Source organism: Marivita sp. GX14005 (assembly GCF_023370775.1).
In the GTDB taxonomy this organism is placed as follows: Bacteria; Pseudomonadota; Alphaproteobacteria; order Rhodobacterales; family Rhodobacteraceae; genus Marivita.
Window position 1 is genome coordinate 910,810 of the sequence record NZ_JAMCCQ010000001.1, and the last position, 25,770, is coordinate 936,579.

The following is a 25,770-nucleotide window of genomic DNA, read 5'->3' on the forward strand; positions in this document are numbered from 1 at the left end:
ATGCGGTTTACGACTCGCCCGCTTTCCCCTATGGCAGGGGAAACGCAAGAAAGGCTCGATAAAATGGCTGAAACGAACACCCCAGACATCATTTACACCAAGGTCGATGAAGCGCCCGAGCTGGCCTCGGCCTCCTTCCTTCCGATCATCCAGAAATTCGCCCGCGCCGCCGGCGTCGATGTCGGCACGAAGGACATTTCCCTCGCCGGCCGCATCATCGCCACCTTCCCCGAGGCACTGAACGAAGACCAGCGCCAGTCCGACGATCTGGCGGAGCTTGGCAAGCTGGTCAAAACGCCGGAGGCGAATGTCATCAAGCTGCCCAATATCTCGGCCTCGGTGCCGCAGCTTGTCGCCGCGATCAAAGAGCTTCAGAGCCAAGGCTACGCGCTGCCCGATTACCCCGAAAACCCCTCGACCGACGAGGAAAAGGCGGTGCGCGCCAAGTATGACACGATCAAGGGCTCCGCCGTGAACCCTGTCCTGCGCGAGGGCAACTCCGATCGCCGCGCGGCCAAGCCGGTCAAGGCTTATGCGCAGAACAACCCCCACCGGATGGGTGAGTGGACAAAGGACAGCAAGACGCGCGTTGCCACCATGAGCAGCGGCGATTTCTTCTCGAACGAGACTTCCGCGACGCTGGACAGAGAGGCCGAGGCGAAGATCGTGCTGGTGGGCAAGGACGGGTCCGAAACCGTGCTGAAGGACGGGCTCAGCTATCCGGCGGGCACCGTGGTTGATGCGACCTTCATGTCGGCCAAAGCGCTCGATGCGTTTCTCGAAGACGAGATTGCAAAGACGAAAGATGAGGGCACGCTCTTTTCGCTGCACATGAAAGCGACGATGATGAAGGTCTCCGATCCGATCATCTTCGGCCATGCCGTCAAGGCATTCCTCAAGCCGGTCTTCGACAAATACGGCGAGGAAATGAAAGCAGCCGGCGTCGATCCCAATTCCGGCCTCGGCGATCTGCTGGAGCGGGTGAAGGACAAGCCCAAGATCAAGGCGGAGATCGAGAAGGTCATGGGCGAGCGTCCGCCGATGTATATGGTCGATTCCGACCGCGGCATCACCAACCTGCATGTGCCGTCCGATGTGATCATCGACGCGTCGATGCCGGCGCTGATCAAGGCCGGTGGCAAAGGCTGGGGCCCGGATGGCAAGGAGCACGATGCGACATGCGTTATTCCCGATAGCTCCTATGCGCCGGTCTATGACGAGACCATCAACTACTTCAAAGACACCGGCAAACTCGACCCGGCGACGGCTGGCACGGTGCAGAATATCGGGTTGATGGCCCAGAAGGCCGAGGAATACGGCTCGCATCCCACCACTTTCGAGATCCCGCATGACGGGACCGTACGGATGGTTCTGGCCGACGGTACGGTTCTACATGAACACGAGGTTCAGGCCGGCGATATCTGGCGCTCCGCCTCGGCCCGCAAGGCACCGATCGAAGATTGGGTGCAGCTCGCCATCGACCGTCAGAAGGCCGAGGATTGCGAGGCGATCTTCTGGCTCGACGAGAACCGCGCGCATGACGCTGAGCTGATTGCATACGTCAAGCCGATCCTCGAAGAGAAGGGCGTCGCGGACAAGTTCAAGATCATGGCCCCGCGCGAGGCGACCCGCGCGACGCTGGAGACGATCCGCAACGGCAAGACCTCCATCGCCATCACCGGCAACGTGCTGCGCGATTACCTGACCGATCTTTTCCCGATCCTCGAATTGGCGACCAGCGCCAAGATGCTGTCCATCGTCAAGCTGATGAATGGCGGCGGTCTGTTCGAGACCGGCGCGGGCGGGTCGGCCCCCAAGCATGTGCAGCAGTTGATGGAGGAAAACCATCTGCGCTGGGACAGCCTCGGCGAATTCTGCGCGCTAGGCGAAAGCCTGCAATTCCTCGCAGATGCGCGCGGCAACGAAAAGGCGCGCGTGCTGGGCAAGGCGGTGGATGCCGCAACGCAGGGCATCCTCGACCATGGCCGCTCCCCCTCGCGTAAGGTCGGCGAGCCGGACAACCGCGACAGCCATTACTGGTTCGCCCGCTATTGGGCCGAGGCTCTGGCGGCGCAGTCGGACGATGCCGATCTGGCCGATCATTTCGCGCCCATCGCCAGGGAACTGGCTGAAAAAGAGGAGGCAATCACCTCCGAACTCGCCGCAGCGCAGGGCAAAGCGGTCGATCTCGGCGGTTATTATCATACGAACGCCGAGAAAACGGCGAAAGTGATGCGGCCTTCCGAAACGCTCAATTCCATCATCGGATAAGGGCTCGGGCCGGGCACATGCCCGGCCCTTTTCATTCACGAAACCGGTGGCTTCGGCTCGCGTTTCGGTCATCTTATTGAAACAACGACACCACCTGCGCGCTGCACATTTTCTTGATATGTCCTGCGCCGTGACCATCCGCTCGTCGCGGTTCACGGCGCAGTGCGTGCCGTGTTATCGATCATTGCGCATATCCATCTGAATACCCTGGAGCGCATCTTTCATGTGCGAACATGCACAGGCTCTGGATCACACGAATATCCGTCAATCCCACGTTTCGGAGAGCCGGCGTGCGCAAACCGTGCGTTCCCGCAATGCCAAGCGCATCCTAACTTGATTTGGGTAAGGTCCCGGCCTTTCGGAAACACCGACCCATTTCAAAACAAGGATTGACGTAATGAAATCTCTCATCGCCACAACCGCCCTCGCCCTCGTTGCATTTACAGGCGCCGCCTCTGCCATGCCGGACACGTCCGCAATCAAGCAATATGCGCCGCAGGCAAATGTATCCGCGCTGAGCGAAGCGCAGGTCAATACGATCCTGTCTGTCATTCATTCCGGCGACAGCGAAAGCGAAAAGCGTCTTCGCGTTCAGGCCATCGTGAACCGCTGACTTCGGATTGCGCATCGCGGACCGGGCCTACGCGTTCGGTCCGCTTCGGCATGAACCGCAATGCGTCGCCGCACCGCTTCAATGCGCCGTTTCTTCCACCTCATCGACCGTAAAGAACCAATCGCCGTCCGGATCGCGCAAAAGCACCTCATCCGGCACGACGCCCGGCCCAGCCAGAAACACGTTCGAGCCGAAATGGCGGTGCAGGCGTGAAAGCTTCTGCAGCCGGTCGCCGGTCAGCTCCGCATAAAAGGCAGCGTAGCTTTCCGTTGCCTTGAGCGCCGCGATCTTGTCGCGATGCGCGCGGACCGCCGCATCATGCGCCGCGCGAATCTCGGGGTCGGACAGGAGCCGATCCAACTCGTTTCGCATCATCGCAAGGCGCGGCTGGATGGAGCGATCTTCCTCGGCATTGTTGTTCATGCGGAACCAGTAAGCCAGCCCCTGATCGCGATCCACATGGTTGACCCGCCCGCGATCCCGCTTGACCAGAAAGCTCTCGGCGGAGCGCACGGCGTAATGGTTCAGCTGCACCAGATCATAACCGTAGGTGTCGGTCGTCGACCGCCAGCCATTGCGATACATCTCTCGCGGCAGGGGCTGACCGGAGCCGTTGACCCAGTTGATCTCCTCCCAAAGCTGCGGGTTAAGCCCCTTGGGGCGATGCACGCCGAGTTTCTTGAAAAGGCCGATATTCTGGAACAGGGTCTTGAAACCCCAAGCCTGATGCGGCTTGCGCGCGAACTCCGGCGCGCAGCGCTGGAATTGCTCGGTGATCGGGCAATCCGCGTATTCATGCACATCGCCATTGCCAAAGAGCCGCCATGTCATAGCGATCATGTTGGCATCCGGCACCGCGTCGAACAATGCGTCGAGCGTGCCGTCGCCGGTCTTGATGTTGATGAATTCATCCACGTCGATACAGGTCGCCCATTTGGCATTCCTGATGACAGGCTCGTCCTCCGACGCCTGCAAGGCCGCGTGCTGCGGCTTCAGCCCGCTGTCGCGGAACGGGTTGTCCCGGTGCTGCACCAACCCCTTGGCTTGCAGTAGGTCGAGCATCGTGTCGGTGCCGTCGGTGCAGTCGTTGGTATAGACCAGCACATCGTCGAACCCTATGGCGCGATGATAGGCCAGCCATTCGAGGATGAATGGGCCTTCGTTCTTCATCGTGGTGACAATGGCGCGCCGACCCTTTTCCGGCACCGGATCGGGTGCAAGCTCGGGCATCCTGACGGGCTTGTGGCTCCAGTATTGTTCGGCCATCGTTATCAACGGCGGATGTTCGATCAGCGATGTTTTCGGCACGATTTTCGAGATGGACGGCGCGGGGTGACGCAGCGCCATATGGCGGTAGAAAAGCTGCGTCCGGCTGCGATCCGGCGGGGCGTTGCCGATGCGGATCAGCCGCCAGATCGCGTTCTTTGGTGCCTTGGCCGGCGCGATGCACCAGCGCTGACGACCACCTTGCGCGTCGAACTGAACGCAGATGTGATCGCCAAACCGGGGTCCTTCACCCTTCCGCACGCGCCACGGGTAGCAATGCCGGCCGACAAGCGCGATCACCCCGCCATTCGCCTCGACCGCGCTGTCAAAGATATTTGGCGCACCGGACGGCAGGAGATCGTGCACATCCAGATTGGCCACCGCCCGCGCATCGCCAAGAAACCGCGCTCGCAAGATTTCGTAAAGCGACATCACCCCCAATGGCGCATCCCAGGGCGACGGCGGCGGCACCTTCATCCTGTCCTTTCCCGGTGCTTCGGGAACGTTGAACGGATGCGCCTCGGGCGGCATATCGGGTTTGCCCAAAGGCAGGTCGCTTGACATCAGAACGACCGGGCAATCCACGCCGCGCTCCGCAAGTGCGCGGTCCAAGGTTTCCGCAAAACGCGGCTGCGCCCCTGACCGCGCCCGATCGACGATCACGGCACCCTGTGCATCTTGGGTTTCGACGTGGTAACGCAGCCATGCGGCCACAGTCGCCGCATCCTCACCGTTTCGCACGGCGGCGAGGATGTTCCGCCCTTCGAACAACCTGTGTTCCGCGGCAACCGGAGCAATCTCGGTCTTGGCGTCATTAACCTGCAACGTCACTAAATCGTTCGGGGGCACTGCATAGGTCGCAGAAACGGCGCCGCCCACGCTGATCTGCGAAATGGCTTCAGCCCCGTGATTAACCTCAAGCCGGGAAATATCGCTGCCCGCCGCAAGAAACAGCGTGACGCAAGATGCGCCTTCGATCACATCTTGCACGGCATCCAACACTGTAACCGCCCCAAGACGGACCCCTGTCATGCGTCGTTCGACAATCTGGGACATGGCTTCCTTGCGTGTATCTCGTTGAGTGCAAGCCTATGGTATGTAGTGAAAGCGTGTCACCCATTCGGGACCACGCTGCCGAGGCGAATGGCAATTGCATCACAACCCAGCCGCTGTTCAGACGCTTTGGCGCGACTTTTCTTTACAGATCCGCAATGTCCTCACACCATACTGCAAAAGAGGCTGAGTTGGGCAGAGACTTCAAACATGGCCTTGCTCGACACCCTCGCTGCGCGATTGGTCGAGACAGTGAAATACATCAATCTGTCAGGCGGGACAGTCACGTCGGGTCGTAGATGCCGGAAAACAGGAAATCGCAAGAGGCGCACAGCATGAAACGTATCGCAGAAGATGGGTGTCACCTTGCGACTGGCCTTCAGTATTTGTCATTTTTCGAGCGGCTTCATCAGACGGTAGAGCCAGACTGGTATCTTGAGATTGGCACCCAGACCGGGGCCAGCCTCGCATTGAGTTCCGCCAAGTCGATCTCGGTCGATCCCGTCTACCGCTTGCGGCAAGAGGTCGTGGGGCAAAAGCCCGCGCTATATGCGTTTCAGGAAACAAGTGATGCGTTCTTTGAGGCTGACAGGCTCAAAACGCTGGGCGCACGCGTCGATATGGCGTTTCTGGACGGCATGCACCTGTTTGAATATCTGTTGCGCGACTTTATCGGGACGGAAAAACACGCCTCCAAAGATGGCATAATCCTGCTTCATGATTGCCTGCCATGGAATGTGGCGATGACATCAAGGAAGCGAGGGCAGACCAAAACGTCATCCTGGACAGGGGACGTTTGGAAGATGGTTCCGATCCTGCAAAAGTATCGACCAGATCTGTCACTCGAAATCGTTGACGCGGCTCCAACCGGACTGGTCATTGTGAGCAGTCTTGATCCGAAGAATCGCGCACTTGAAAAGAACTACGACGCGATATTGGAAGAGTTCCTTGATGTGGAACTCGACAGCTATGGGGTGGACAGGTATTTCTCATCGTTCCCGATCCAGGATGCACAAACCTCGCGCTGGATGTCTGAATATCCGTTCGGTCTTAGTGCCGGGTGGGAAAATAACCCAGATATTTGCATCAAAATCGCGGCACCTTCGCAAGCCAAGGTCGAAAACTGGGGCGATTATCATTTTGCCCGTGGTCTGGCGCGAGCCTTTTCCCGGCAAGGGCACCGGACCACAATTGCATCCAAGGAAAACTGGAATGCGCACACTGCACCGGGCGGTATCGACCTAGTGCTGCGTGGGCGTGCCCAGGTGTCTCGCATTCCCGGTCGGAAAACGCTGTTCTGGTGCATCTCGAAGGGGATGCGCGACATGAATTATGACGAAGCCGATCATGTTTTCTGGGCCTCACCCACGGAAATGCAAGAGGGCATGAAGGGCCGTGCGAAGGGCATTTCAACCTTTCTGCCCCAAGCCTTCGATGCCGACCTTATGAATCCCGGCGACGCGAAAACCAGACGCGGGATTGTCTTTGTCGGTCGGGTCCGCGCCGGAGAAGAGCGCAAGGCGATCAAATACGCGAAACAGGCCAACGAAGAAGTCAAAATCTGGGGGCCGGGCTGGCGCGACGGGCCGTATGCAAGCTACGTGGTCGACGATGCCGTTGCCAACGCCGATCTGCCCGCGATCTATCAGACGGCCGAGATCGTTCTCAACGATCACACGCCTGTCATGCAGTCTCGTGGCTTGCTGTCCAACCGGGTTTTTGATGCCCTTGCGTGCGGTGCCATTCCCGTTTCGGAAGATGTCGGCTTTCTGCCTGATGATATCGCGGAATTTGTCTACACCTTTCACGATCAAGAGAGTTTTGAAACCGCAATCAAGAAAGCGCGTTCCGAAACCGCAACCAAACGTAAAAAGCGCGTTGCATTTGCCAAGGCATTGGCCAAAGCGCATTCCTTCGATGCCCGGGCGCGGTGTATTCTGGACGTTGCGGCATCCATCAATAAGGATCGCAAATGGGCGGCCGAATGATCTTTGGCGAGGTCAAAGCGACGCTTTGATCCCATCCACCAATTCATCCATCTCCGGGTCCATCCGCAATGACGCGGCCTTGCGCTTGTGCCATTCAACGGCGCGGGCGTGGAGGCCTTTCAGAACCGGATCGGATTTCAGCTCGCGTGCCAGTTTGCCCGCCTTGGCCTTGTAACGGTCGATCGACGTGTCCTCTTGGTCGTTCAGGTTGAACCGCTCCCAATAGTTTAGGCCAAGCACGTGGTGCGAATGGTTGGCGCGGCCCCGTGCGCGTTTGACGAGGAAACTGTCCATCGAGCGCAAGGCGTAGTGGTTGACCTGCGCATGTGTGAAGAGCGGCGGGTTGTCTGTGCGTTCGCCGTTGACGATATAGGGCGCGCCGCCCGGCAGAACGCGCAGTGTGTCGTTCACATGCTCGTCTAGGGACACCGGCGCATGCAGACCCATGCGCTGGAACTTGTGTTGGTTGGTGTAGATCGATTTGACGAACTTGCCTGTCTGGGGCCGCTCTTTCGCGTCCCATTCATACTCGCCCATCCTGAACTGTTGCGTGACGGGTTTGTCCGCGAACTTTTCAACGCCATCCGGCCCGAACACCCGCCACGGCACGGAGATCACGTCAACGTCCTCGCCCGAGCCATCGACCAGTGCCTGAACCGATCCGTCGCCCATGTGGATATTCAGATATTCATCCACATCACAAACGAAGACCCATTTGGCATCCATCACGATATCATAGCGTCGGCTGGCCTGTCGCAACGCGCTGCGGTGGATGCCCGCCTTGCGCACGATGGTGTTGTGCTGCGTCACCAGCCCCATTTCCTGCAGCCGCAGCAGGATATCGACCGTCGGGTCCGTGCAATCATTGGTGCAGACGAGAATGTGATCGAAGCCAAGCGTTTTGTAATGCGCGACCCAATCCAGGATATATGGCCCCTCGTTCTTCATCGTGGAAACGACGGTGTAACTCATGCCTGCCTCATTGCCGAACCGCGTTGCCCGGACGTGTCGTGTTCTGCGAAAACCTAGCGGCTCGGCCCATTGGCATGCAAGCGGGATGGCAGCAAAGGCACGAATGACGGGAAAACTGCGCCCGATTTCACGCAGGCCATCGAAATTCGATGCATCACGCGTATCAATTATGGAAAACGCCGTCCGCCAAGAGGCCGGCGCGAGCGAGGGATAGCGCATGGCGCGCGAGCGCGAGGTTGGAACGCTCTGGATCGGGGGGCCGCTTAGCTGGATGGAGCAGCTTTGCCTGAAGTCCTTTGTCGATGCGGGTCAAAGGATCACGCTGTTCAGCTATGAGGACATTCCCAACGTGCCCGGTGGCGTGATCCGCCGCGATGGGCGCGAGGTGATCGATACCGACGATTTCATCAAATACGAGCAGAAGAACAGTTACGCACTCTTCGCCGACTGGTTTCGCCTGCACATGATTCACCGCAATCCGGGCATGATCTGGATCGATACGGATGTCTATTGTCATCGCCCGATGAGCTATGACAGCGACTATGTCATGGGCTACGAGTTGCCGGGCGAACACCGCGTGAACAACGCTGTTCTCGGCCTGCCGGCAGACAGCGAGATGCTGTTGCAGATGCTCGCGTTCACCGAGGATCGTTATTCCATCGCGCCTTTCTTGCCGAAGAAGAGACAGGCGGAGATGCGCCGCATGGCCGCGAAAGGCAAGCCGGTGCATGTCTCCGGGCAACCCTGGGGCGTGTGGGGGCCGATGATGGTGACGCATTACGTCCATGCGCTCGGGCTGGAGGACAAGGTGCAGCCGCTCAACGCGTTCTACCCGATCACCTTCCGCGAACGGCTGAGATTCCTGCGCCGGTCCGAGATCGTGGAGGGGCTTCTGACGCCCGAAACCACCGCGCTTCATCTCTGGGCCTCGAACAAGCGCGAGCTTGGCAAGAGACATGACGGGCTGCCGCCCCCTGGCTCCTACCTCGACAAGCTGGTGAAGCATCATGGGATCAGCCCCGTATCGGCACCTCTCAAGGGTCGCGGCAGCAGGCAATTCGAGGGCGGTCTGATCGACGATCTCGATCTTGCGGAGGTGAGCAGCGTGGCCGATATCGCCGGAACCGCGCGCAGCTTCGTTCTGGCGCTTCATCATAGGTTCGATTGCGACATCCATCTGGTCAACACGAACCGGCGGGCGAAGTTCAAGGACGAGGATCAGCCCTGGCTGGCAGATTATATTCAATTCCTCACCCGAAACGAGGTGCCCGAGGATAGGATCACGGTGATCCGGTCGGAAAAGGCGCTGAAACCTGTCGATGTGCTGTGCAATCTGAACGGCTTTGGCGATCGGTGGAAGGTGCCGTTTCTCGAACCTTTCATGCGACGCTGCCTTCACTCGGACACACGCGTGTTCATGGATGTGCGGCGGGGCTCGGGCGCGTTCCCGTTCCTCAAGACCTATGGCAGCAACGAAGCGCTCTCGGTGCGCAAAGAGAACGGGAAGCAGATCACGCGCATCCGTGTGACGCCCGCACCCCCCGCCGCGGACGGGGACGAGAACTGGGACGAGATCGCCGCGAAGCTTGCCGGGAGCGACGGGTGGTATCGACCCGGCACAAACGGCCATAGCTTCCTCTTCGTGCCGCGCGATCCCGATACGCTGGTCGTGACCTTCGACAATCTCGACATCGCAATGACCAAACGCGAGGATCGCCGCCCCTGGGGCTACAACTTTATCGAGGCGCAGGGCTGGTCGATGCTCGGAGTGCTCGCTGGCGGCTGGACTTGGTATCGCGAGCCGTGGGTCTACGAGCAGTTCGACGATCTGAAGGCGTCGGGGTTTTTCGGGCGATTCAAACGTGTCGTCTTCTATGGCGCCTCGATGGGGGGCTACGCGGCTTGCGCATTTTCCCCCGCCGCGCCGGGATGTGACGTGGTGGCGATCTCGCCGCAATCGACGGTCGATAAATCGGTCGTGCCGTGGGAAACCCGCTATAAGGTTGTCTGGGATCGCGATTTTACCGGGCGCTATGGCGATGCGGCCGAGGTCAGCCGCGCCGCCAATCGGGTGTCGATCCTGTTCGATCCCTATGAGCCGCTCGATGCGAAACATGCTGCGCGCTTCACCGGCGACAATGTCGACCATCTGCGTGCGCCGCTTCTTGGCCACCGGCTTGGCAGTTCGCTCAATCAAATGGGCATCCTAAGCCCGATCATCCTCGGCGCTCTGGACGGCACGCTGACGCGGGAGGCCTATTACCGGATGCTTCGCACCCGCCGCAGTTTTCCGCGCTACCAGCGCGAATTGTTCAATCGGACCGTGGAAAAAGGCCATACGCGGCTGGCCCGCACGCTGGGCCAGTTCATATTGGAACAGAACCCCAATCGCGCCGTTCGACTCGGTCTGGAGGCGCTGGGCTGATCTGCGCGTCAGAGCGGCTTGGGAACGGGCCGCAAAAGTCCGCCCAGGTCATCGGGTGTCTGGAATGTCCGGGTTCCAGGATAAACCGGCGAGCGATCCAGACGGCCTTCGGTGAGCAATGACTTGTACTGCTTGCCTCCGCTGGCATGTTGGCCGCGCTCGGCGATATACCGAACGCCCTCGGCCCCGCGCGTAATCGGATAGTGGAGAAATCCCGCGATGCTTTCGGAAACCGTCCGCTGCCGCGTCAACTTGTGGGCACCGCCGTTGAACCGCATCCCGGCCTGCCAGCGCAAAAGCCCCAGCTTGGTCAGATTGCGATCGCCCGCGAAATGACGCCGCGCCATGGGCTCGATCAGTAGTCGCCGCAAAATACCGGGCGGGCCGTTCAAAGGTCGGTCGAGCCCGAGCCTGTTTGAAAGAACCCAAGCGACGATGGGCGAAGCGCCGGCAAGAAGCTCGCCGCGCTGCAATCTGCTGCGCAAACCGCCATGGAACACGACCGGCGGCGTCGGATAGGTTTTCCGCGAAACATGCGACGACCGGCGCATCGCATACTGGTCGGGGCCGTCGAAATGCGGAAACCGCGCGGACAGCCGGAGCCCGCTATTGCCCGGGTAGACATGATCGCGAAGTGGAAGATCGCCATACATATCGATCATCAGGGTGACAACCGCATCCGCGCCCTCAGCTTCGAGTTGATCGATATAGCCGCGGAGCGTGTCCGCGCCCGTAAAGACGAAATGCTCGTCCAGATCGGGGACGAGGCACCATCGCCCGTCTGCATGAAGATCCAGAAGCTCACTTCGCCATGTCGCCTTGTCCGCCGAATAAGACGTTCCGTCCGCAGGGTGAAAGACGGTGACATCCGAGGCATCGACGAGAATGTCGGCGGTATCGTCGGTTGAGCCATCATCAACGATCAGGAACGTGACGGGTCCTAGCGCGCGGTAATGCGCGAGGAACTCAGGAAGGATGTTGCCCTCGTTATGCGCAAGCGCAACGACGGGCAAAGCGGAAGGATCGAACCGGGACGGACCCGCTTGGCGCAGGGATTTCATGTTCATTCAAATAACCTCCCGCATTGCGATACGCTTCGGCCCGCCGCTCATAACGAGCCGTTCGGGCGCGGTTGCAGACCTGGCGGAGAAGTGGTGCCGCTGAAGGGACTCGAACCCCCGACCCCATCATTACGAATGACGTGCTCTACCATCTGAGCTACAGCGGCCAGTATCGGGGTGCAGACTGCGCCCGCGATGGCGGGCAATTAGCATTGCATCCCGAAAGAGGGAAGTCCCTATTTTGCTTTCTCAGTCTCCGGCTCCGCCTCGACGCCGGCGTCGATCACGGCATCCTCGCTGGCCGGGGTTTCGGTTGCGATTTCCTCGGTGCGGTCGGCCGCGGGGCCGGTTACATCGGCGGGCGCGGAATCCACATCGGGCTCGATCGCAGGCTCGGTCTTGTCCTCGATGGAGCCGACGATGAGCGGCAGCATTTCCGCGCCGGCGGGCAGGACCGTGTCGCTTTGCGGCGGCGTGGTCCAGCTGAGCGTATCGAAGCTCTCGCAATTGTTGCAAACCGGGGTCCATTCGCTGTGGATCGTATTGCAGTTCTCGCAAACCCATTGCGGGCCGCGCGGCGCCGTCAGAGCGCGCGCAAGCCAACCGCGAACGATAGCGTCGGGCGCACCCTCCCCGCGTTCGATCGCGGCGACGACAGCGAGAACGCGTGTGTCCGGCTCCGTCTCGGCAAGGTCTCCAAGCGACCGGCGCGCTTCGGGGAAATTTTGCGCCGCGAGGTTGAGTTCCGCCAGGAGCAATCGGGTTTCCCGGTGTTCGGGCCGGATCGACGTCAACTGCCGGAAGCGCTTGAGCCGCGCTTCGGCAGATTCGCTGGGTTCGATCTCGGCAAAGGCAGCGGCGAGATCGGGATGCGGCTGCGCCTGCCATGCTTTCTTGAGCAAACGCACCGCGTATTTCTTGCGCCCCTGCGCGATATGGCTGCGCGCGGCCATTGCCGCGGCGGGTATCAGATCGGGCGAGGACTTGTTCGCGGCGATCGCCGCTTCCTGCGCCTCGATGGTCTGCCCATCATCGAGGACATCCTTCGCCTCGGACAGGGCCAGCACGGCGTCGCGCCGCTTGTAGACGTCACGCGGCAGGGCACCATGCTTGAGCTTGGCATTCAGCGTCTTGCGCGCCCCGCTCCAATCGGCGGTCTGTGCTTGCAGGCGCAACAGGATATCCTGCACTTCCTCGTGCTTGGGCTTGATTGCAAAGGCGCGCTCGGCCAGCTTGAGCGCGGTGGTCGTATCGCCCTCTTCGAGCTTTTGCTTCATCAGGCCGCGCACACCGACAAAGCGCGTGTCGTCATGTGTGACGAGCCGCTTGTAGACATCCTCGGCCTTCTTACGATCGCCCATCATCTCCGCCGCCTGGGCCGTGATAAGATTGGTAAGCTCGGGCTTGTGCAGGTATTTTTCCGCCTTGTTGGCCTTGGCCATCGCAAGCCGCCCCTCTCCGGCGGCGAGCGCAGTCAACCCCTCGCCCAGCGCCTGATAGCCCTTGCGCTCCCGGTTGCGGTCGAAATAGCGCGAAATCGCGGTTTCATCGCCGTTGATGAATTTCAGCGTGGCGATCAGAAGACTGACCAGCTTGAAGAAGACATAGGCGAGCACGAGAAACACCAGCGCCGCGATCACCGATTGAAGCGGGCCGAGCGTATATTCGACCCCGGCAACGGTGATCTGCACGCCTCCGGTGCTTTCCATCAGGAAAACGGCCCCATAGGTCAGCGCGGCGACGATGACGACGAACAGAACGATCTTGAGCAGAGACCAAAGCATCACGCGCCCCTTATTCCTGCATGAGCCGCTGGACGAGCGTATCCGCAGCGTTTTTCGTTTCGAGCCGTGTCTGCGCGCGTTCCGCCCAATCCGCAAGGGCGGCTTGCGCCTCTTCGGGCAGCGTTGCGATCTCGTCCAGAGCGGTTTGCAGATTTCCGGCACGGACCGCCGCTTCGGCGCGCGACAGCACGGCGTCGGGATCATCCCCGTCTCGCGGTTCAACCGACCGCGCGCCAAGCTGGTTGGCAAGAAAGCTGGTCACGCGGCTCGTGCCGGATGCACCGTCGGTCTGAAGCGCGCGGGCTTCGGCCAAGGCGTCCCGCGCGGCATCGGGAAACGCCTCGATCAGAGCGCCTTGGGTTGCAACGCCGGTTTCGGCATTCGCGGTCAGCGGCTCAGGCACCTCAACCCCGTTGGAACCGAGAACATCCACCGCATCTTCGAACCCCGTTCCGGTTTCGAGCGCAGCGGTGATCTCGGCCATGGCGGCGCGGGAGGCGGCGAGTTGCGATTTGGCATCAGCGCTTTCCTCGGCGGCGACGGCCTCTTTCGCCATCTGTTCAACTTCGGCGCGCTGCGCATCGACCTCCTTTTGCAGATCTTCGAGCGCACGCTCATAGGCCGCGATGGCCTCGGGAGAGACCGCCTGCTCCATCGGCTGCTTTTCGAGCGCCTCGGTGCGGAGCGACAGATCGTCGATCTGCGTGGTGATGCCTGCAAGGCTATCCTGCAAAGCGGCAAGCTGCTCCTCCAGCGGCGTCAGATCGACGGTTGGAACTTCGGTATTTTCCAGCGTTTCCAGACGCGTTGTGAGATCCGCGAGGGATGTATCCTGCGCCTCCATCGCGGCGCGGGTCTCCGTCTCGAACAGGTTGTCCCGTTCGACGGCGAAAGGCCAGAGATCCTGCGAGACATAGGCCGCAACGCCATATCCCACCGCCGCCGCGACAACACCGCCCAGAACCATGGGAACGAAGCCTCCCTTGCGTTCGACCGTGGTTTCACGGACCACCTGCGGTGCGACGGGCAATCTCTCGGGCCCCTCGGGACGGGCGTCATGAGAGGACGCGCCTTCGTCAGTTGGATGAGGCTGCGTGTTTTCAGCATCGGTGATGAGCTGCTCCGCCTCGTCTTCAGTCAGATGTTCGTCGCGCCGCTCTGCCGGGTCGGTATCCGCCGCTTGCCGGCCGACCTCTGAAGTATCGCCGGTCACATCATCCCCTGCGGCCTCCACGGTATCGGCGGCCGGATCGACCTGGGGCGCATCATCGACCTGAGGCGCATCGGAGGGCGAGGTCTCATCAGCTTTGCCCGGCTGCGTGTCGGGCATGTCATCCGCCGCGCCGTCATCGGTTGCGGTGTAGGTATCGACCGCATCGACCGCCTTTTCAGCGGTCTCCATATCGGGTTCCGGCGCCGCTGCACCCTCTGTGGTGCTGTCCTGCGCCGAGGGCTCAACCACGCTCTCGTCCTTCGCTCCCTCGTTCTGCACCGGCGTGTCCGAGGGTTTATTCGTGTTCTTTCTTTTGGCCACCGAATGTTCCTTCAAGTTACCCCTGCCCTATAGAACAGGATTTTCCCTCATATATCAAAACCGTCTCGCAGGCTCACCGGCACGAGAGACCATATTCGCGACAAGATCCAGCATGGCTTGCCGATTGGGCGTATCGGCCACCTCGACCGTCCGCGCTCTGCCTTCGCCGAGAACCTCCGCCACAGCCGGGCTGATCGCCGCGAAACGCATGTTCCTCAAATCTTTCGATTCGCGCACCAATTGCATTGCCGTTCTTGGGGAAAATACCGGCGCGACGATAGGCCTGTCTTGCGACAAAGCCTCCCGCGTCGCTTTGGAAAGCGGCTGAAGCACCTGATCGTAAAGCACTGCCTCCCGCGTCGGCACACCTTCCGCTGTCAGTCTTTGAGCAATATCGCCGATGGCCGTTTCTCCTCTCAGATGCAGCAATGGGCCGCCATACCTCTGGCTTAGCACGTGTTTCACGACAGCATCGGCCGTGCCGCCCGCAGTCGCGACCCGGAAACCGAACGCGCGAACGGCGCTGGCCGTTCCCTCGCCTACGGCAATGGTGGAGATATCGGAAGGCTGGCCGCCAAGCCGGCGGAACGCATCTATCGCATTCGATGATGTGAAGATCAGGCCGGCGATTCCATGCAAAGACGGCAGCGGGCCGGTGACACGAATGGAAAGGAGCGGATTGACAAGGCAATCGGCCATGCGGCGGGTCTCTTGAGGCAGGCTCGACCAGAATGCCTCCGATGCGGCCCTTGGCCTTGTCAGCAAGAGAAGGGGGCGCGAGGCAGGCATGGATCCCGGATCATTGTGAGCAGCGCCCGTCGGTGGTAACTGCTTGAGCCGTAGGGCGCAATGGAAAGTCGGATGGACGGGCATTTCACCATTCTGGGTCTGGAGAGCAGCTGCGACGACACCGCCGCCGCCGTGCTGCGCGGGCGGCGCATCCTGTCCTCCGTCGTGGCCGATCAAACCGCGCTGCACGCGGCCTATGGCGGGGTGGTGCCGGAGATCGCTGCGCGCGCCCATGCCGAGAAGCTGGACCATTGCGTCGAGCAGGCGCTGGAGGAGGCCGGCACGGCACTTGGCGACATCGACGCGATTGCCGTAACCGCCGGGCCGGGGCTGATCGGCGGGGTGCTGTCGGGCGTAATGATGGCCAAGGGGCTTGCCGCCGCGACAGGCAAGCCGCTGATCGGAGTGAACCATCTTGCCGGTCATGCGCTGACGCCCCGGCTGAGCGACGGGTTGGCGTATCCCTATCTGATCCTTCTGGTTTCGGGCGGGCATTGCCAGTTCCTGCGCGTGGACGGGCCTACGGAGTTCACACGCCTTGGCAGCACGATTGACGACGCGCCCGGCGAAGCTTTCGACAAGACGGCGCGCCTGCTCGGCCTGCCGCAACCCGGCGGACCTTCGGTCGAACACCACGCGGCGCAAGGCGACGAAACGCGTTTTACCTTCCCGCGCCCGCTTCTCGACAGGGACGGGTGCGATCTGTCCTTCTCGGGCCTCAAAACCGCGCTTCTGCGCCAGCGCGATGCGCTGATCGCCGATCAGGGTGGGCTGCATCCGCAGGATGTGAACGATCTCTGCGCCGGTTTTCAGGCAGCGGTGCGCGATGTCGTGGTCGAAAAATCGCGCCGTGCGCTTTCGGCGTCGGACGGGATCAGCGGTTTTGCCGTGGCGGGCGGCGTGGCTGCGAACAGCGCACTGCGCAGCGCGTTGAAGGCCTTGTGCGCATCCCGCGATATCCCCTTTATCGCCCCGCCGCTCGCGCTTTGCACCGACAACGCGGCGATGATCGCCTATGCTGGCGGAGAGATATTCGCGGAGCGAGGCGGTGACGATCTGGGCCTATCGGCCCGCCCGCGATGGCCCCTCGACAAGCGCGCGCCGGCCGCCCTTGGCAGCGGCCGGAAAGGGGCGAAGGCATGATCGGCATCATGGGAGCCGGCGCGTTTGGGACGGCGCTGGCGATTGCGCTGGCCAAGGCCGGGCAGGACGTGACGCTTCATGCGCGCTCGGCCGAACAGGCCGGAGCGATGCAAACGGAACGCGAGAACAGCCGGTATCTTCCCGGCGCGCGCTTTCCAAACACGCTCTCGATCACATCCAGGCTTGCCGAACTGGAACAAAGCTCCGTCCTGTTTGTCGCGATCCCGCTGCAACAGCTGCGTCCGGCTTTGGAAGGCCGCGTTTTGCCCTCCGTTCCCCTGGTTGCCTGCTGCAAGGGGATCGAACTGGAAACCGGGCTCGGCCCGACCGGTGTGCTGTCACAGATCCAGCCGGAGCACGCGACCGCGATCCTGACCGGGCCGAGTTTCGCCGCCGATATCGCCATCGGGCGGCCCACGGCCCTGACGCTCGCCTGCACCGATGCGCAGATCGGAGCCACGCTTCAGGACATGCTGACCACCCGCACGCTCAGGCTCTATCGCACCGCAGACACCATCGGCGCGGAACTGGGCGGCGCGTTGAAAAACGTGTTTGCCATCGCCTGCGGCGCGGTGATCGGCGCCGGCCTCGGCGACAGCGCGCGGGCCGCGACGCTCACGCGCGGCTTTGCCGAAATGCAGCGCATCGGTGCCGCCTTCGGGGCGGAACGCGGCACGATGATGGGTCTTTCGGGCCTCGGCGATCTGACGCTGACCTGCACATCCGATCTGTCCCGCAATTACCGGCTCGGCCTGTCGCTCGGCACCGGCGAATCTTTCGACCCAAGCATCACGGTGGAGGGCGCGGCGACCGCCCGCGCGATGGCCGCGATCGCGGAAAAGCGCGGTCTGGACGCGCCACTGACCCGCACTGTCACGCAATTGCTTGACGGCAAGGTCACGATTTCCGACGCCATAGACGCGCTGATGACGCGTCCGCTCAAGGAGGAATAGATGCTCATCACCCTGATCGCCCATGACAAACCCGGCGCGCTGGAAACCCGCAAGGCCAATCGCGCGGCGCATCTGGCCTATCTCGAGGATACCGGCGTTGTCGAACAGGCCGGCCCGTTGCTCGATGATGACGGCGAGATGATCGGCTCTCTCGTCATTCTCGACGTGCCGGACATGGACACCGCCCGTGACTGGGCCGAAAACGATCCTTATGCCAAGGCGGGGCTTTTTCGAAGCGTCGATCTGTTCCCGTGGAAACGGGTGATCCGGCGATGAGATACTGGCTTTTCAAATCGGAACCCTCGGATTGGTCCTGGGAGGATCAGGTCGCCAAGGGCGATGCGGGAGAAGAATGGGACGGCGTGCGCAACTACCAGGCGCGCAATTTCATGCGCGAGATGAGCGTCGGCGACCGGGGCCTCTTTTACCATTCGCAAAAGGAAAAGGCGATTGTCGGCGTGGTGGAGGTGATCGCCGAAGCGCATCCCGACAGCACCACCGAGGACGAGCGTTGGGAATGCGTCGATATCAAGGCCGTCCAGCCGGTTGAAACGCCCGTCACGCTGGATCAGGTGAAGGCGGATGAGCGGCTTGCGGATATGCCGCTGGTCAACAACCCGCGCCTGTCGGTGCAGCCGGTGACCGAAGGGCAGTGGCGCATCATTTGCGACATGGCCGGGATACCGGCCTGAAACGTTCGGAGGGTTCCGGCCCGTGCCGAAACCCTCCGTCCCCGCGCTCCCAAGTCACCACGCGCGTCAACTGAATTCGGTTTCGGCCATACTGGCCTGCTTCATGACACTACGACAGCGAACCGTTTGCGGCAAACTGCAAGTGCCGAAAACTTGTTTCAAACGCGAAAGATCAAGGGCGCCTTGCCAAGACGCCCCAGGTTCGGCGGACCCTCAGCTATAGGCCGCTTCCTTGCCGAAATGCTTGGTCAGCATGTAGTAGATCACCGCGCGATACTTGTTGCGCTCGGATCGGCCATAGGTGTCGATGACGGAATTGATCGCATCCATCAACTCCGGCCCATCGCTCAGGCCGAGCTTCTTGACCAGAAAGTTGTTCTTGACCGTTTCAAGCTCCCCCGGCTGGGTCGCGGCGACGGTCGAGGCATCGGAATCGTAGATCGACGGGCCGCAGCCGATTGTCACTTTCGTCAAGAGATCCATGTCCGGATCCATGCCGCATTTGTTTTTCAGATCCTCGGCATATTGCGAGATCAGATCGTCTCTCTTACCCATGACTGTCCCCTTATCTTACTGTTTTCGCTCTTTCGAGCGCCCCTGACGGGGGCAAACGTGGCAAAATAGGCTGCGCAGGGCAACGAAAAACGCGCCTCTCGAAAAGAGGCGCGTCATATCGGGCATTCCGGTCACGGGGAGCAATCACCGGGTTTGCGGCAATCGCCCAATGCCTCAATAGCGGTAATGTTCGGGCTTGAACGGGCCTTCGGGTGTCACCCCGATATAGGCCGCCTGTTCGTCCGAAAGCTGCGTCAGCTTCACGCCGATCCGGCCCAGATGCAGACGCGCGACCTTTTCGTCCAGATGCTTGGGCAGGATGTAGACCTGATTTTCATACTGATCGCCGTTCTTCCACAACTCGATCTGCGCCAGCACCTGATTGGTGAAGCTGGCCGACATGACGAAGGACGGATGCCCGGTGGCGTTGCCGAGGTTCAGCAAACGGCCCTCCGACAACAGGATGATGCGATTGCCCGAGGGCATCTCGATCATGTCCACCTGATCCTTGATGCGGGTCCATTTGTGATTGCGCAGGTTCGCGACCTGAATCTCGTTGTCGAAATGGCCGATATTGCCGACAATCGCCATGTCCTTCATCTCGCGCATATGCTCGATGCGGATCACGTCCTTGTTGCCGGTGGTGGTGATGAAGATGTCGGCGGAGCCGACCACATCCTCCAGCAGAACCACTTCGAACCCATCCATCGCCGCCTGAAGCGCGCAGATGGGATCAGCCTCTGTCACCTTCACCCGTGCGCCCGCGCCCCGCAGCGATGCAGCCGAGCCTTTGCCCACATCGCCATAGCCGCACACGACGGCAACCTTGCCGGCCATCATCGTGTCGGTGGCCCGGCGAATCCCGTCGACGAGGCTTTCCTTGCAGCCATACTTGTTGTCGAATTTCGACTTGGTGACAGAATCGTTCACGTTGATCGCCGGGAAAGGCAGTTGGCCCTTTTTGTGCAAATCGTAAAGCCGGTGCACGCCCGTCGTCGTTTCCTCGCTGACGCCCTTGATCGCGTCGCGTGTCTTGGCGAACCAGCCGGGGGTTTCGGCCATGCGCTTCTTGATCTGCGCCTTGATAACCTCTTCCTCCTCGGATTGCGGCACGGAAAGCACATCTTCGCCCGCCTCCATCCGCGCGCCGAGCAGAATATAAAGCGTCGCATCGCCGCCATCGTCGAGGATCATGTTCGCGCCTTCGGGAAACTGGAACGAGCGGTCGAGATAATCCCAATGCTCCTCAAGGCTTTGCCCCTTGATCGCGAAGACCGGCACACCCGCTTCGGCAATCGCCGCCGCCGCATGATCCTGGGTCGAGAAGATGTTGCACGACGCCCAGCGCACATCGGCGCCCAGCGCCACGAGCGTTTCGATCAGCACGGCGGTCTGGATCGTCATGTGCAGCGAGCCGACGATACGCGCGCCGGCCAGCGGCTTCGCCGCGCCATATTCCTCGCGGAGCGCCATCAGTCCCGGCATCTCGGTTTCGGCGATGTCCAGTTCCTTGCGCCCGAATTCGGCAAGCGAAATGTCTTTAACGATATAGTCCTTGGCCATGCCCGGCTCCGATTGTCAACTCATTGGCTGCGGCACGTAGCACGCAGGCCCGCCCCCGGCAATGCGCCCGGTTTACAAGCCGCAAGGCGCCGATTACCCAAAGCGCAAAACGAGGTGACAATGGCAAAACCCCCGCGCGCATGGCAACGGATGCTGTCGGGCCGCAGGCTCGATCTGCTCGACCCGACCCCGGTGGATATCGAGATCGAGGATATCGCCCACGGCCTTGCCTTTGTGGCGCGCTGGAATGGGCAGACCTTCGGAGATTACGCCTATACGGTGGCGGAGCATTCGCTTCTGGTCGAAACGCTGTTCTCGCGGCTGTGCCCCAGGGCCAAACCGCGCGAGCGGCTGACAGCCCTGCTGCATGATGCGCCGGAATACGTGATCGGAGACATGATTTCACCTGTGAAAGCCGCGGTTGGCCCCGGTTACGGTGCGCTCGACGAGAGACTGACCGCCGCGATTCATCGCCGCTTCGGACTTGCGGCCGAAACGCCTGCACGCCTGAAGAAACAGATCAAGAAGGCAGACCGCATAAGCGCCTGGATGGAAGCCACCCAGATCGCCGGCTTCACACAAGCCGAAGCGGACAAATTCTTCGGCAAGCCCGACCATGCGCTGATCGCCAATTTAACGATCGTGCTACGCCCTCCCGTGGAGGTGCGCCAGGACTTCACCGCACGGCATGAAGCATTGCTCAAGCAGATGGGCTAGGACGCTACCGGGGCGACCGTTTCGCCAGTATTCGCTGCAAGGTGCGCCGATGCATGTTCAGCCTCCGCGCGGTTTCCGAGACGTTGCGGTCGCAAAGCTCATAGACACGCTGGATGTGTTCCCAACGCACGCGATCCGCGCTCATCGGGTTTTCGGGCGGCGGCGGCAGATCATCTCCCTTGGCGAGAAGCGCATTGGTGATATCGGTCGCGTCCGCGGGCTTGGACAGGTAATCCACCGCACCGATCTTCACCGCAGCCACGGCCGTTGCGATGGCGCCATAGCCGGTCAGAACAACAACACGGCTGTCGGGGCGCTTTTCCCGGATCACTTCGACAACGTCGAGCCCATTGCCATCCTCCAGCCGCAGGTCAACGACCGCATAGGCCGGGGGCCGCGCCGTCGCGATGGCCGATCCTGCCGTCACGGATTGTGCTGTCTCGACCTCGAAGCCGCGTTTCTCCATTGCCTTGGCGAAACGGCGCAGGAACGGTTCATCGTCATCGACAAGAAGGAGGCTTTTGTCTTCACCCAGGTCCTCGACAGTGCGCTCGCTCACCTTGATGTCCTTCCTTGAAAACCGAATTATCCGCCACTCATAATGGCGAAGTTTCGAACTTCAAAGGACAAATGGCGCTTAATCAGCCGACGTCAAGAAAGCAGGCCGTGCGCTCCGCCACCTGATCCGGGGTCAGATCCCGCCGGAAGAACTCGACGAACCCTTCTTCGGGCAGAACGAGATAGGAGAAGGTCGAGTGATCGACGAGGTAGTAATCGTCATCCCCCGGCTGGCGGCTGAAATAGGTGCGATACGCCTGGCTCGCTGCCTTCACCTGCTCTTCGGACCCGGTCAGCCCGATCATGTCCTCATGCATGTTGGCGGCGTAATCGCCCACCACTTCGGGTGTGTCGCGCTTCGGATCGACGGAGATGAACACCGGTCGCACGTCATAGCCCTGCTCGGCCAGAAGATCGACGGCTTCGGCATTACGCGCGGTGTCGAGCGGGCAGACATCGGGGCAGAAGGTATAGCCGAAATACACGAGCGAAGGTTTGGTGATCACGTCCTCGTCGGTCACCGTTTCGCCCTCGGCATTGACCAGCGTGAACGGTCCGCCGATCTGGTCCGTGCCCCCGGCAACGCTCGTCGCACGACATTCGGCGTATTGATCGCCGCCGCTCGACGGGCCGGCGACATACCAGACAGCCCCGAGCAGAACGACCAGCGCAATGGCTCCCGACGCGATTGCCAAACGGTTCATGCGATCCTCTCTTTTGTCATCGCCGACAAAGCGCTTCTCATCGAAGGCACCTTGCCTATGCTTCGCTGCTGTGGAGGTAAGGGTTTTACCTCGGAACGCAAGCGGCGAAAGGGCGCAGATGACGCAAACGGAGTTCGGCCAGTTCCAGAAAAGGCAGCGCGGCAGCTTCATCCGTCTGCGCACGATGATCCTGCTGAGATGGATGGCCGTGACCGGCCAGTTCGCCGCCATCACGCTGGCCCAGTGGTTCTACAACCTGCGGCTCGAGCTTGGCCTGTGCTACCTCGCCATAGGTGTCTCGGTGCTCGGCAACCTCGTTGCGACCTTCAGCTTCCCGCAGAACAAGCGCCTGAACGAGGCCGAGAATTTCTCGATGGTGCTGTTCGATCTGTTGCAACTGTGTTTCCTTCTCTATCTCACCGGCGGGCTGCACAACCCGTTCACGATCCTCATCCTCGGCCCGGTGATCGTCTCGGCCACGATCATGACGCTGCGCTCCACCATCATCATCGGCGGGGTCGCTCTAGCCCTTGTTACGCTGATGGTGTTCTTTCACCTGCCCCTGCGTACCGAGCAGGGATTCATCCTGCGGATCCCGGATCTCTTCGTCTTCGGCCAATGGGTGGCGATCACCATCGCGGTCGTCTTCCTGTCGCTCTACGCGCGCAAAATCACCAATGAGATGAACGCGACCGCCGATGCCGTGGTCGCGGCGCAGCTCGCGTTGAGCCGAACGCAGATGCTCAACAACCTGGGCGGTGTCGTGGCCGCTGCCGCGCATGAGCTTGGAACGCCGCTCGCGACGATCAAGCTGACAAGCTCCGAACTGATCGAGGATCTCGATGACAGGCCCGAACAACAGGACGATGCGCGCCTGATCCGCGAACAGGCGGACCGATGCCGCGATATCCTGCGCTCCATGGGTCGGGCGGGCAAAGAGGATCTGCAAATCCGCAGCGCTCCGCTGCTCGAACTCATCCGCGAAGCCGCCGAGCCCCATATCGACAGGGGCAAGGACGTGCGGATCGCAGGAAAGGGCCCGAACGAAACGGCCCTCGCGCCCGAGGCACAGCGCGTGCCGGAGATCATCCACGGTCTGCGCAACCTCATCCAGAACGCCGTCGATTTCGCCCGCTCGACCGTGTGGATCGATGTGAACTGGACTGAAACCGCCATCACGATCCGCATCATGGATGACGGTCCGGGCTACCCGACGAACATGCTTGGCCGGATCGGCGATCCGTTCATGCGCACACGCCGCAGCGACCGCGACCGGGCCGCCCGCCCGGAATACGAGGGCATGGGGCTTGGGCTTTTCATCGCCAAGACGTTGCTCGAACGCAGCGGGGCACAGCTCGGCTTTTCCAACGCAGCCTACAAGGAAGCCAGCCATCCCGAAGCGCGCGGCGCGATGGTCGAGGTCACCTGGCCGCGCGAGGCGATCGTTCCGCCCGAACGCGCTCTCGGCGAAGGGATCGGTGAGAATCAGCCCTTCGATATCTGAAACGGCGATCGGAAATTAACCAACTGTTAAGCCGGAGCGTGTTTGATTGCGCGGAACGGTTGTCTTGCAGGTGGCGCGATGGATTCTCTTGTTCTGGTTTCGGCTTTGATCGGTCTGGCCTGCGCCGGCCTGACGGTGGCGGTCCTGCTCACGGCCCGCAGGCCCGGTCGTGAACCGATGGCGGACTTGTCGCAGAGTATCGCGCTCGTTTTCGACGGCGACAGGCTGATCGACGCGGATGATGCGATCTGGCCGCTTCTCCCGGATGACGCCGAACCGCCCGATTGGCACACCGTGCGCAGCACGCTTGCCGGGATCGCGCCCGGCCTTCCGATGTCGCTCGATGCGCCGCCTGATGCGCAAGCGGACGGGCCGGCCGTTTCCATGACCTGTTTCGGCAAGCGAACGCGCATCGATCTTTCACCGGCGCCGACGCGCAAGCAGGATTGGTTCACCGCCCGGCGCCGCGAAATCGCCGCGCGGCAGGCGCAGCCGGCGCTCGATCACTCACCGAACCCGATCTGGTCTCTCGATGGCAGCGGCCGCTTTCTTTGGGGCAATGAGGCGTTCGACAAGCTGTCGCGCAAGCATGGCGGGCCGGCGCAATGCGCAGCGAAGATCGCCTCGCATCTTGGCGACCTGCGCGGCCTGAACGCCGAACGCGTCTGCCTGCCGGACGGCATCGCGCGGCATGACCGCTGGTTCGAAGTGACCCAGCGCCAGACCGATACCGGCATCCTGCATTTCGCAACCGCCGTCGATGCGGTGGTTCAGGCCGAAGAGGCGCAACGCAACTTCGTTCAGACATTGTCCAAGACCTTTGCCAACCTGACCACGGGCCTCGCGATTTTCGACCGCGACAGGCGTCTGGCGCTTTTCAACCCGGCACTTATCGACCTCAGCGGCTTGCCCGTCGATTTCTTGAGCGGGCGGCCGAACCTGTTCGAATTCTTCGACAAGCTGCGCGAACGTCAGTTCATGCCGGAGCCGAAGAACATCAGCGATTGGCGCGAACGCATGGCCAAGCTTGTCGCCGCTGCAAGCGATGATCGTTTCCGCGAGACATGGAACCTTGCCGGTGGTCAGACCTTCGATGTCACCGGGCGCCCCTACCCGGACGGGGCCATCGCCTTCCTGTTCAACGATATCACCGCAGAGGTTTCCCTGACCCGCGGCTTCCGCACCGAACTCGAAACGATGCAATCGACGATCGACGCGATGGAGGACGCGGTTGCCGTGTTCAACCAGCAGGGCGTCCTGACGGTCTGCAACAGCGCCTTCCGGCAGATGTGGAACGTCGATCCGGACAGCTGCATCGTTGAAGCGACGATTGGCGATGCCACGCAAGATTGGAAAGCCGCCTTTCACCCCAGCCCGGTCTGGTCCGAATTGCGCGATTTCGTCACCAATGCCACCGAACGCGCAAGCTGGGACACCGAACTGCGCGCCAAGGACGGGCGCGAAGTGATCTGCCGGGTCGATCCGATCTGTTTCGGCGCCACGCTGATCCGATTCTGCCCGCCCTCGAACCTCCGCCTGCCCCGCCCGGACTCCGAGCCGCTGCAAATCGTATCCGGCTGACAAAGCCGCCTTGCGACCGCTGGCATGGCGGGTAAGTTGCCGCC

Annotated in this window: 21 protein-coding genes and 1 tRNA gene; 11 read left to right on the plus strand and 11 right to left on the minus strand. The window is 61.4% G+C overall.

Annotated elements, in window-relative coordinates:
• Positions 1-63: 63 nt before the first annotated feature.
• The gene (locus tag M3465_RS04620; RefSeq protein WP_249500525.1) at positions 64-2,271 is read left to right on the plus strand and encodes an NADP-dependent isocitrate dehydrogenase; all 2,208 of its coding nucleotides are present in this window, start codon (positions 64-66) and stop codon (positions 2,269-2,271) included.
• Positions 2,272-2,668: 397 nt separating this feature from the next.
• On the plus strand, positions 2,669-2,884 hold the full coding sequence (locus tag M3465_RS04625) for a hypothetical protein (protein ID WP_249500526.1): 216 nt from the start codon (positions 2,669-2,671) through the stop codon (positions 2,882-2,884).
• 78 nt (positions 2,885-2,962) lie between these two features.
• Here M3465_RS04625 and M3465_RS04630 read toward each other — a convergent pair whose 3' ends face one another.
• Positions 2,963-5,206, minus strand: coding sequence for a glycosyltransferase family 2 protein (locus M3465_RS04630; protein ID WP_249500527.1), 2,244 nt, complete (start codon positions 5,204-5,206; stop codon positions 2,963-2,965).
• A gap of 332 nt (positions 5,207-5,538) precedes the next feature.
• Between M3465_RS04630 and M3465_RS04635 the strand changes: the two genes are divergently transcribed.
• Complete coding sequence (locus M3465_RS04635) at positions 5,539-7,191, plus strand: glycosyltransferase family protein (protein WP_249500528.1); 1,653 nt, start codon at positions 5,539-5,541, stop codon at positions 7,189-7,191.
• A 12-nt stretch (positions 7,192-7,203) separates the two neighbouring features.
• Here the strand turns inward: M3465_RS04635 and M3465_RS04640 are convergent, their stop codons facing one another.
• The gene (locus M3465_RS04640) at positions 7,204-8,163 is read right to left on the minus strand and encodes a glycosyltransferase family 2 protein (RefSeq protein WP_249500529.1); all 960 of its coding nucleotides are present in this window, start codon (positions 8,161-8,163) and stop codon (positions 7,204-7,206) included.
• A 217-nt stretch (positions 8,164-8,380) separates the two neighbouring features.
• Between M3465_RS04640 and M3465_RS04645 the strand changes: the two genes are divergently transcribed.
• On the plus strand, positions 8,381-10,588 hold the full coding sequence (locus tag M3465_RS04645; protein ID WP_249500530.1) for a glycosyltransferase family 32 protein: 2,208 nt from the start codon (positions 8,381-8,383) through the stop codon (positions 10,586-10,588).
• A gap of 8 nt (positions 10,589-10,596) precedes the next feature.
• On the opposite strand, the gene M3465_RS04650 is transcribed toward M3465_RS04645, so the two are convergent.
• The 5 genes from M3465_RS04650 to M3465_RS04670 all read right to left on the minus strand — a co-directional run bounded on the left by M3465_RS04650 (position 10,597) and on the right by M3465_RS04670 (position 15,666).
• Positions 10,597-11,655: a glycosyltransferase family 2 protein gene (locus M3465_RS04650; RefSeq protein ID WP_249500531.1), complete on the minus strand. Its 1,059-nt coding sequence runs from the start codon at positions 11,653-11,655 to the stop codon at positions 10,597-10,599.
• A gap of 85 nt (positions 11,656-11,740) precedes the next feature.
• Positions 11,741-11,816, minus strand: a tRNA-Thr gene (locus M3465_RS04655).
• Between the two features lie 69 nt (positions 11,817-11,885).
• Complete coding sequence (locus M3465_RS04660; protein ID WP_249500532.1) at positions 11,886-13,433, minus strand: heme biosynthesis protein HemY; 1,548 nt, start codon at positions 13,431-13,433, stop codon at positions 11,886-11,888.
• 10 nt (positions 13,434-13,443) lie between these two features.
• Positions 13,444-14,967, minus strand: a complete 1,524-nt coding sequence (locus M3465_RS17135) for a mitofilin family membrane protein (protein WP_249500533.1) — start codon at positions 14,965-14,967, stop codon at positions 13,444-13,446.
• Between the two features lie 54 nt (positions 14,968-15,021).
• Positions 15,022-15,666, minus strand: coding sequence for a uroporphyrinogen-III synthase (locus tag M3465_RS04670; RefSeq protein WP_249500534.1), 645 nt, complete (start codon positions 15,664-15,666; stop codon positions 15,022-15,024).
• Positions 15,667-15,828: 162 nt separating this feature from the next.
• Between M3465_RS04670 and tsaD the strand changes: the two genes are divergently transcribed.
• From tsaD to M3465_RS04690, 4 genes are read left to right on the plus strand one after another with little or no spacing between them, the layout of a single operon-like run.
• A complete protein-coding gene (gene tsaD, locus M3465_RS04675) occupies positions 15,829-16,899 on the plus strand; it encodes a tRNA (adenosine(37)-N6)-threonylcarbamoyltransferase complex transferase subunit TsaD (protein ID WP_249500535.1) in 1,071 nt (356 codons plus the stop codon).
• Positions 16,896-17,852 (plus strand): NAD(P)H-dependent glycerol-3-phosphate dehydrogenase, encoded by a 957-nt coding sequence (locus M3465_RS04680; RefSeq protein WP_249500536.1) that lies wholly within the window; start codon positions 16,896-16,898, stop codon positions 17,850-17,852. The genes tsaD and M3465_RS04680 overlap by 4 nt, the downstream gene beginning before the upstream one ends.
• Positions 17,853-18,128: a YciI family protein gene (locus M3465_RS04685; RefSeq protein WP_249500537.1), complete on the plus strand. Its 276-nt coding sequence runs from the start codon at positions 17,853-17,855 to the stop codon at positions 18,126-18,128.
• Entirely contained in the window at positions 18,125-18,544 is a 420-nt protein-coding gene (locus M3465_RS04690; protein ID WP_249500538.1) for an EVE domain-containing protein, read from the plus strand. The genes M3465_RS04685 and M3465_RS04690 overlap by 4 nt, the downstream gene beginning before the upstream one ends.
• A gap of 213 nt (positions 18,545-18,757) precedes the next feature.
• Here M3465_RS04690 and M3465_RS04695 read toward each other — a convergent pair whose 3' ends face one another.
• Both M3465_RS04695 and ahcY read right to left on the minus strand, forming a co-directional pair.
• Positions 18,758-19,099, minus strand: coding sequence for a DUF2853 family protein (locus tag M3465_RS04695; protein WP_249500539.1), 342 nt, complete (start codon positions 19,097-19,099; stop codon positions 18,758-18,760).
• A gap of 174 nt (positions 19,100-19,273) precedes the next feature.
• Entirely contained in the window at positions 19,274-20,662 is a 1,389-nt protein-coding gene (gene ahcY, locus M3465_RS04700; protein ID WP_249500540.1) for an adenosylhomocysteinase, read from the minus strand.
• A gap of 120 nt (positions 20,663-20,782) precedes the next feature.
• On the opposite strand from ahcY, the gene M3465_RS04705 reads away from it, so the two are divergent.
• Complete coding sequence (locus M3465_RS04705) at positions 20,783-21,379, plus strand: HD domain-containing protein (protein WP_249500541.1); 597 nt, start codon at positions 20,783-20,785, stop codon at positions 21,377-21,379.
• Between the two features lie 4 nt (positions 21,380-21,383).
• On the opposite strand, the gene M3465_RS04710 is transcribed toward M3465_RS04705, so the two are convergent.
• Complete coding sequence (locus M3465_RS04710; RefSeq protein ID WP_249500542.1) at positions 21,384-21,938, minus strand: ActR/PrrA/RegA family redox response regulator transcription factor; 555 nt, start codon at positions 21,936-21,938, stop codon at positions 21,384-21,386.
• Positions 21,939-22,020: 82 nt separating this feature from the next.
• Positions 22,021-22,641 (minus strand): SCO family protein, encoded by a 621-nt coding sequence (locus M3465_RS04715; RefSeq protein WP_249500543.1) that lies wholly within the window; start codon positions 22,639-22,641, stop codon positions 22,021-22,023.
• A gap of 118 nt (positions 22,642-22,759) precedes the next feature.
• Between M3465_RS04715 and regB the strand changes: the two genes are divergently transcribed.
• Together regB and M3465_RS04725 are read left to right on the plus strand one after the other, a co-directional pair.
• A complete protein-coding gene (gene regB, locus M3465_RS04720) occupies positions 22,760-24,145 on the plus strand; it encodes a sensor histidine kinase RegB (protein WP_249500544.1) in 1,386 nt (461 codons plus the stop codon).
• A 78-nt stretch (positions 24,146-24,223) separates the two neighbouring features.
• A complete protein-coding gene (locus M3465_RS04725; RefSeq protein WP_249500545.1) occupies positions 24,224-25,726 on the plus strand; it encodes a PAS-domain containing protein in 1,503 nt (500 codons plus the stop codon).
• The last annotated feature ends 44 nt before the right edge of the window (positions 25,727-25,770 follow it).

Coding starts and splice junctions, on each gene's coding strand:
- tsaD (WP_249500535.1), top strand. CDS start 15,829: ATGGACGGGCATTTCACCATTCTGGGTCTGGAGAGCAGCTGCGACGAC.
- M3465_RS04645 (WP_249500530.1), top strand. CDS start 8,381: ATGGCGCGCGAGCGCGAGGTTGGAACGCTCTGGATCGGGGGGCCGCTT.
- M3465_RS04705 (WP_249500541.1), top strand. CDS start 20,783: ATGGCAAAACCCCCGCGCGCATGGCAACGGATGCTGTCGGGCCGCAGG.
- M3465_RS04630 (WP_249500527.1), bottom strand. CDS start 5,206: ATGTCCCAGATTGTCGAACGACGCATGACAGGGGTCCGTCTTGGGGCG.
- M3465_RS04680 (WP_249500536.1), top strand. CDS start 16,896: ATGATCGGCATCATGGGAGCCGGCGCGTTTGGGACGGCGCTGGCGATT.
- M3465_RS04650 (WP_249500531.1), bottom strand. CDS start 11,655: ATGAACATGAAATCCCTGCGCCAAGCGGGTCCGTCCCGGTTCGATCCT.
- M3465_RS04685 (WP_249500537.1), top strand. CDS start 17,853: ATGCTCATCACCCTGATCGCCCATGACAAACCCGGCGCGCTGGAAACC.
- M3465_RS04695 (WP_249500539.1), bottom strand. CDS start 19,099: ATGGGTAAGAGAGACGATCTGATCTCGCAATATGCCGAGGATCTGAAA.
- M3465_RS04635 (WP_249500528.1), top strand. CDS start 5,539: ATGAAACGTATCGCAGAAGATGGGTGTCACCTTGCGACTGGCCTTCAG.
- M3465_RS04660 (WP_249500532.1), bottom strand. CDS start 13,433: ATGCTTTGGTCTCTGCTCAAGATCGTTCTGTTCGTCGTCATCGTCGCC.
- M3465_RS04690 (WP_249500538.1), top strand. CDS start 18,125: ATGAGATACTGGCTTTTCAAATCGGAACCCTCGGATTGGTCCTGGGAG.
- M3465_RS04620 (WP_249500525.1), top strand. CDS start 64: ATGGCTGAAACGAACACCCCAGACATCATTTACACCAAGGTCGATGAA.
- M3465_RS04625 (WP_249500526.1), top strand. CDS start 2,669: ATGAAATCTCTCATCGCCACAACCGCCCTCGCCCTCGTTGCATTTACA.
- ahcY (WP_249500540.1), bottom strand. CDS start 20,662: ATGGCCAAGGACTATATCGTTAAAGACATTTCGCTTGCCGAATTCGGG.
- M3465_RS04715 (WP_249500543.1), bottom strand. CDS start 22,641: ATGAACCGTTTGGCAATCGCGTCGGGAGCCATTGCGCTGGTCGTTCTG.
- M3465_RS04640 (WP_249500529.1), bottom strand. CDS start 8,163: ATGAGTTACACCGTCGTTTCCACGATGAAGAACGAGGGGCCATATATC.
- M3465_RS04725 (WP_249500545.1), top strand. CDS start 24,224: ATGGATTCTCTTGTTCTGGTTTCGGCTTTGATCGGTCTGGCCTGCGCC.
- regB (WP_249500544.1), top strand. CDS start 22,760: ATGACGCAAACGGAGTTCGGCCAGTTCCAGAAAAGGCAGCGCGGCAGC.
- M3465_RS04670 (WP_249500534.1), bottom strand. CDS start 15,666: ATGGCCGATTGCCTTGTCAATCCGCTCCTTTCCATTCGTGTCACCGGC.